This window comes from Caenimonas koreensis DSM 17982, from assembly GCF_009646335.1.
GTDB classification, from domain to species: Bacteria; Pseudomonadota; Gammaproteobacteria; order Burkholderiales; family Burkholderiaceae_C; genus Ramlibacter; species Ramlibacter koreensis.
Window position 1 is genome coordinate 328,418 of the sequence record NZ_WJBU01000006.1, and the last position, 6,474, is coordinate 334,891.

A 6,474-nucleotide genomic window follows, 5' to 3' on the forward strand; every position below is an offset into this window, starting at 1 on the left:
ACTTAACCAATCATCGTGAACCCTGACGCCACACCCAGCACGCGCCTCGCGGGCAAAACCGTTCTTGTGACCGCCGCGGGCCAGGGCATAGGCCGCGCCAGCGTGCTCGCCATGGCTGCAGCAGGTGCGACCGTCTGGGCCACCGATGTCAATGAAGACCTGCTCAAGGCCTACGAGGGCGAGCGCGGCATTCACGCAGTGCGGCTCGACGTGCTCGACAAAGCAGCCATTGCAGCCGTCGTCGCGCAGATGCCGGCGATTGACGTGCTGTTCAACTGCGCGGGCTTCGTGCATGGCGGCACGGTGCTGCAGGCAACAGACGCTGACCTCGAGTTTGCGATGAACCTGAATGTGCGCGCACAGTTCTGGACGATTCAGGCCGCACTGCCCCGCATGCTGGCGGCGGGCCACGGCAGCATCATCAACATGGCCAGCGTGTGCTCCAGCATCAAGGGGTTGCCCAATCGCTTTATCTACGGCACGTCCAAGGCGGCGGTGATCGGGCTCACAAAGAGTGTGGCCGCCGACTACGTGGCGAACGGCATCCGCTGCAACGCGATCTGCCCCGGCACTGTCGATACGCCTTCGCTGCAAGACCGCATCAACGCGAACGAAGATCCAGTCGCAGCGCGCAAGGCATTCATCGCGCGGCAGCCGATGGGGCGGCTTGCGCAGGCGCATGAAATCGCGCCGCTGGTTGTCTTCCTCGCGAGCGACGAATCGGTGTTTGTCACCGGACAAGCCTACGCAGCCGATGGCGGCATCACGATATGAACCAACTTGATTTCAAAGGCCGCCACGCGGTGATCACGGGCGGCGCGACGGGCCTGGGCTATGCCATCGCGCAGCGGCTGATCGCGTCAGGCGGAAGCGTCACGCTCTGGGACCGTGACGAGAAGGCGGCCAACAAGGCCGCTTCGGAACTGGGCGCGAAGGCAGGCGTCGTTGCTGTCGATGTCGCGAGCCACGCATCCGTTCAGGCTGCTGTCAAAGCGACACTTCAGATCAGCGCGCGCATCGACGCACTCGTGAACAGCGCCGGCATTACCGGCCCCAACACTAAGGTGTGGGACTACCCGGTGAAAGACTGGCAACAGGTGATGGAAGTGAACCTCAATGGCCTGTTCTATTGCTGCCGCGAAGTCGTGCCGGTGATGCGGGACGCCAACTACGGCCGCATCGTGAACATCGCCTCTGTCGCCGGCAAAGACGGCAACCCGAACGCCAGCGCCTACAGCGCGAGCAAGGCCGCCGTGATGGCGCTGACCAAGTCGCTTGGCAAAGAACTTGCCGACACGGGCGTGCGTGTGAACTGCGTGACGCCGGCGGCAGTGAAGACAGCGATCTTCGACCAGATGACCGAGCAGCACATCAACTTCATGCTCTCCAAAATTCCGATGGGCCGATTTGGCACGCCCGAAGAAGTCGCCGCCATGGTCGGCTGGTTGTGCACCGAAGATTGCTCGTTCTCCACGGGCGCGGTGTTCGACCTGTCGGGCGGGCGCTCCACGTACTGATCCACTTACCCAATATCACACCAAAGAGGAAAACAAATGAAACTGGTTCGTTACGGCAACCCGGGCAAGGAAAAGCCCGGCCTCATCGATGCCGACGGCAAGATCCGCGACCTGTCCGGCGTCGTGCCCGACATCGGCCCCGCACAGCTGGGCGCTGCAGGCATGGCGAAGCTGCGCAAGGTCAACCCGGCCAAGCTGCCGCTCGTGCGTGGCACGCCGCGCTACGGCTGCCCGGTGTCGCATGTGCCGAAGTTCATCGCCATCGGCCTGAACTACGCGGACCATGCAGCCGAGTCCGGAGCGCCGATCCCGAAAGAGCCCGTCGTCTTCATGAAGGCAACGAGTTGCATTCAGGGCCCGAACGACAACGTGATGCTGCCCAAGGGCTCGACCAAGACCGACTGGGAAGTCGAGTTGGGCGTGGTGATCGGCACGCGCGCACGCTATGTGTCGAAGAAAGATGCGCTGGCCCATGTGGCCGGTTACTGCGTGATCAACGATGTGAGCGAGCGCGAGTTCCAGCTGGAGCGCGGCCCGCAATGGGACAAGGGCAAGGGCTGCGACACCTTCGGCCCCATCGGCCCCTGGCTCGTCACGCCCGACGAGATCGACAACGTGCAGCGCCTGGACATGTGGCTGGACCTCAACGGCAAGCGCACGCAAACGGGCAACACGCGCACGATGATCTTCGGCGTGGCGGCCATCGTGAACTACGTGAGCCAGTTCATGACGCTGGAGCCGGGCGACATCATCACCACCGGCACACCACCCGGCGTGGGCCTGGGCATGAAGCCGCCGATGTACCTCAAGAAGGGCGATGTGATGACGCTGGGGATTCAGGGGCTGGGCGAGCAGCGGCAGGTAGTGGTGCCGTTCAAGGCTTGATCTGAAGGCTATCCGGATGCGGAACTGAGTTTGTTGCTATTTTTATGTCTTTATTGACAAAAGCATAAAAAATGCAACAAACTCGACCATGGCCACCGCCTCTACGCGTACCCACGAACAACTTGTCCTCTCGCTCGCAAAGAAGCGACCGCTTCTGCGTGCGCGTGACGTGCAGGAGCGCTCGATACCGACAGCCGTGCTTGGCAGGCTCGTCGCGACCGGCAAACTCGAACGCGTAGGCCGGGGCGTCTACAGCCTGCCTGGCAGTTCCATCAGCGAACATCGATCAATTGCCGAAGTCGCGCTACGGGTACCTCAAGGTGTGATTTGCCTGCTGTCCGCACTGCGGATGCACGACATTGGCACGCAATCGCCGTTTGAGGTGTGGCTGGCCATACCGAACAATCACCCGGCGCCCCGTTTCGAGCAGCCCGCGATTCGCACCGTTCGCATGTCAAGTTCAGCCCTCAGCCAAGGAGTGGAGGAACGCATGATTGAAGGCGTCCAGGTCAAAGTCTTCAACGTGCCCAAGACCATCGCCGACGCTTTCAAGTACCGCAACAAGATCGGCAACGACGTAGCGATCGAGGCGCTGCGCGAAGGATGGGCCGAGCGCAAATTCAAGATGGACGAGCTATGGCGGTACGCGGCCGTCGATCGAGTGACGAACGTCATGCGACCTTATCTGGAGGGGCTCACGGCGTGAGCAAGTCTGCAGCGTCTATCAGGGCTCGCCTGAAGAATCGGCGAGGAAGGTGCTGATCCGGCTCAATTGCAGGAGGCAATCAAGGCGACATTCGAGCGTCGCAAACTGGACCTTCCGACAGCAGTGCCGACTGGTCTGACAGATGAGTTTTCACAAGACAACCTCAAGCAGAGCCAATGGACGGCCTTTCTCAAGAAGTCCCGCCTGGTGGCGCCGCCACTTACCGAAGTGGTGAATCTTGTGCGAGAGAAGCTGTTGAGTGCCGGTATCTTTGAGCCAACCTAGGACGGCAAGGGAAAAGCCCGCCTTCCTATAATGAACTTTCGAGCGCATCTGCCCTCGTACAGCCCTTTCCGCCACAACACCAACGCCTGAATCCCCGCGTGAACATCCCCCAGCAAGAACTCATCCGCTACCTCGACCTGTTGAACACGTACGGGTGGATTGCGCTGGTGTTCCTGCTGGAGCGGCTGCTTCCCACGCGCAAGATTCCGTATCTCAGCCGCGGGTGGATCTCCGACTTGTTCCACATGTTCGAGCCGTGGATTCGTGCGTTCTTTGTCGGTGGCCTCGTGGCGCTCGCCGTGCCCTATGCGATGAAGTTGCCCGGCACTGGCTGGCTGCAAGGCCAGCCGCTGTGGCTGAACTTCGTCGTGCTGGCGATCATCAATGAAGCGGTGTTCTATTTCACGCACCGGCTGATGCACACCGTGCCGTGGCTGTGGGAATTCCACCGCGTGCATCACAGCTCAACGACCTATTACTCGCTGATGACGACGCGCTTTCACCTGCTCGACGTGATCTTCTTCGGCGCGCCGTACTTCATCGCCGCGACGTTCCTTGGTGCGCGTGCGGAAGCGGTGATTGCGCTGTCGCTGTTCCAGGGGTTCGTCGACCGCTTCGGCCACAGCAACATCCGCACGCCGCACTTCGTCGCTTACTTCATCGGCAGCCCGAAGTTCCATGCGTGGCACCACTCGAACGCACCTGAAGCGCACGACATGAATTTCTCGCGCGACTTCACGTTCATGGACTACCTCTTCGGCACGGCCTACTACCCCAAGGACAAGATCGCGCAAGACTTCGGCGATCCGCAGTTCCCCACGAACTACGTGCAGCAACAGCTGATGCCTTTCTGGGTGCTCGGCCGAAAGCTCGCGGGCAAGTCCACGGCGCCTGTGCTTGCGGCGCCCCACGCCGCAGCAGGCGCTGGCCACGAGGCCGAGCCACCGGCGCAAGCCCGCAATTCGTGAAATGACGCTGCATGTGGGCGCTTGACTCAGGGCGCCTGGTCGCCGCGTGCTTCGTGCTGGCGGGGCACCTCAGCCTCTACTTCGGTGGCCCGCTCTGGGTGAGCGTGGCGCCTGCGGGCCTGTCCTGGTTCTTCGTGCTCAGCGGTTTCATCCTCGCCACGATTTATCACGACGTCGAACTGCGCGCGCCCACACTGCGCCAGTTTTACCTGCGACGGTTTGTTCGCATCTACCCGCTTTACCTGCTCGCCTGTGTGTTTGGTGTTGTCGTCTTGTGGATCGGCAATCCGTCAATGACAAGGCAAGGTCTCGCAGCGCTCGGCATCCCTGGCTTCAGCAGTTTCGACCTGCCTGAGAACCTGGGCAATGGCTACCTGCTCGCGGTGTTCGCGAAGACACTTGCCTTCATCTCGCCGTTCGATGCGCATACCACCGCGCGCTACCTGGTGAACAGCCCGCTGTGGTCGATTTACTGCGAGGTGTTTTTTTATGCGCTGCTGCCCTTGCTGGTGATCACCCTGCGTCGCATCACATCGCCGGCGATGTTGTGGGTGACGGCGGCCCTGCTGTGGCTGCTCGAAGGCGCAATCATTCTTGTCGTGACGAACGGCCAGCTCGGCGAAGCGGCTGACTGGTCGCTGGTGCATGCGTCGCTCTACACGAATCCGCTGGCGCGCCTGCCTGAGTTCATGATCGGCATTTCTCTCGCGCTGGCGCGGCAGCGCAATGTGTGGCGGCCGTCCAGGCGAGTGATCTGGGTGGGCGTTGCATCGTGCCTTGGCGTGCTGAATTTCTCGCTCTTGCTGGGCTCACTGCCGCAGCTGCAGCCACTGGGCCTGTATTGGCTCGTGGTGCCCGCCAACGCCGTGTCGATCGCGCTGCTCGCGTCCTTGCCCAAAACGTCGCCTCGAATCGAGTCGGCAAGCGTGGCGCTCGGTTTGCTCAGCTATGCGATCTACGCGTTGCACTGGCCGATGCTGGAGCTGGCTTACCTGTTGCAGTCGCGTTACCTGTTGCCTGTACCGCTGCTGATCATTGGCACGGCGGCGGCAGTGATCGTGGTGGGCTGGCTCGTCGTGCGGTGGTATGAAACACCGGCGCGAAAGCAGCTTCATGCGCTGTTCAATTCACCCAGTGCCCGTGTGCCAACGACATAGGCGCGTCGATCTCGCAGGATTCTCTCGCCAGCGTCATTGGCCTCGCGACTACTCGACAAGCAAAATGACGACACTGACGCTGCTGTCGCGCGTCGTTTGTATGCGGATCTGGCGCGTTGGATTCGACTTCTTCCAGACCCCCTCAAAGTAAGGATACGGACCGGACGGTGGACACGGGCTATTGCAGGTGACGTGCGGATATGTGGTTAAGAAGCTGGTTGGTTCGCCGTAGATTGCTTTCAATCGCTCCAGCGAGATAAGGTCGCCCGATCCGACCACTGCTGGCTCGGCCGACAAGCGAGTAATGATGAGGGCAAAGCCGGGCTGGCGTTGCGACGACAGAGCAGGCGATCTCCTCCATTCGACGAGGAATCGCTCCATCGGATTCGCAGCGACCCGTGCTGCGATTTCCTCAATCTTCGGGGGCGTTGGCGAAAAGTAGGAAGTCTGTGGCATCTTCCTTTCGGTCCGCCACAAACCCCACACCGGAATCCCCCACTTGGCCTGCAGTTCCTCAGGTTCGATGCAAGTCAGCCCCTTGGACAACCCATCCTCGACCTGCTTGATCAGGTGCTCAATTGATTGTGCTCTTTCGAGACTCACTGAGGAACCCGCCGCTGCGGTTGCTGCGGCTGAGCAATTTTTTGAGCCACGACTGGAAAGGTTAGGCCCGGGCTCACGTTCCGCGCTGCGAATCATGTTTGCAACCTGACCAGCGGATGCGGTCATCGGCGCAATCGGGCATAGCGCCGCGAGCAGAGCCAGTGAGACCAGAGAGGTGGATCTTTTGAAGCTCATAGGCGGTACTTGGACTTTTCGTGGGCTAGTTTGACCTGCCCCCGCCCTGCCGTGCCAACCTGAACTTGGCGAAGTCCGTCAACCCGGAGAATGGCGGACATGAAAAAGAGCAGATTCACAGAGGAACAGATCATCGGTTTTCTGCGGCAGGCAGAAGC

The 6,474-nt window shown here is 61.1% G+C and carries 7 protein-coding genes; 6 read left to right on the plus strand and 1 reads right to left on the minus strand.

Annotated features, from left to right (window positions below):
* Nucleotides 1-15 precede the first annotated feature (15 nt).
* The 6 genes from GHT07_RS08235 to GHT07_RS08260 all read left to right on the plus strand — a co-directional run bounded on the left by GHT07_RS08235 (nt 16) and on the right by GHT07_RS08260 (nt 5,518).
* Entirely contained in the window at nt 16-774 is a 759-nt protein-coding gene (locus tag GHT07_RS08235) for an SDR family oxidoreductase (protein WP_323740840.1), read from the plus strand.
* On the plus strand, nt 771-1,517 hold the full coding sequence (locus tag GHT07_RS08240) for an SDR family NAD(P)-dependent oxidoreductase (protein ID WP_153584583.1): 747 nt from the start codon (nt 771-773) through the stop codon (nt 1,515-1,517). Before GHT07_RS08235 ends, GHT07_RS08240 begins: the two co-directional genes overlap by 4 nt.
* Before the next feature lie 36 nt (nt 1,518-1,553).
* Nucleotides 1,554-2,402 carry a fumarylacetoacetate hydrolase family protein gene (locus GHT07_RS08245; protein WP_153584584.1) on the plus strand — a complete coding sequence of 283 codons (849 nt, stop codon included), beginning with the start codon at nt 1,554-1,556 and terminating at the stop codon, nt 2,400-2,402.
* Nucleotides 2,403-2,490: 88 nt separating this feature from the next.
* The gene (locus GHT07_RS08250; protein WP_153584585.1) at nt 2,491-3,108 is read left to right on the plus strand and encodes a type IV toxin-antitoxin system AbiEi family antitoxin domain-containing protein; all 618 of its coding nucleotides are present in this window, start codon (nt 2,491-2,493) and stop codon (nt 3,106-3,108) included.
* Nucleotides 3,109-3,491: 383 nt separating this feature from the next.
* Nucleotides 3,492-4,361 (plus strand): sterol desaturase family protein, encoded by an 870-nt coding sequence (locus tag GHT07_RS08255; protein WP_153584586.1) that lies wholly within the window; start codon nt 3,492-3,494, stop codon nt 4,359-4,361.
* 11 nt (nt 4,362-4,372) lie between these two features.
* The gene (locus tag GHT07_RS08260; protein ID WP_153584587.1) at nt 4,373-5,518 is read left to right on the plus strand and encodes an acyltransferase family protein; all 1,146 of its coding nucleotides are present in this window, start codon (nt 4,373-4,375) and stop codon (nt 5,516-5,518) included.
* 48 nt (nt 5,519-5,566) lie between these two features.
* On the opposite strand, the gene GHT07_RS08265 is transcribed toward GHT07_RS08260, so the two are convergent.
* Nucleotides 5,567-6,316 carry a hypothetical protein gene (locus GHT07_RS08265; protein WP_153584588.1) on the minus strand — a complete coding sequence of 250 codons (750 nt, stop codon included), beginning with the start codon at nt 6,314-6,316 and terminating at the stop codon, nt 5,567-5,569.
* Between the last annotated feature and the right edge of the window lie 158 nt (nt 6,317-6,474).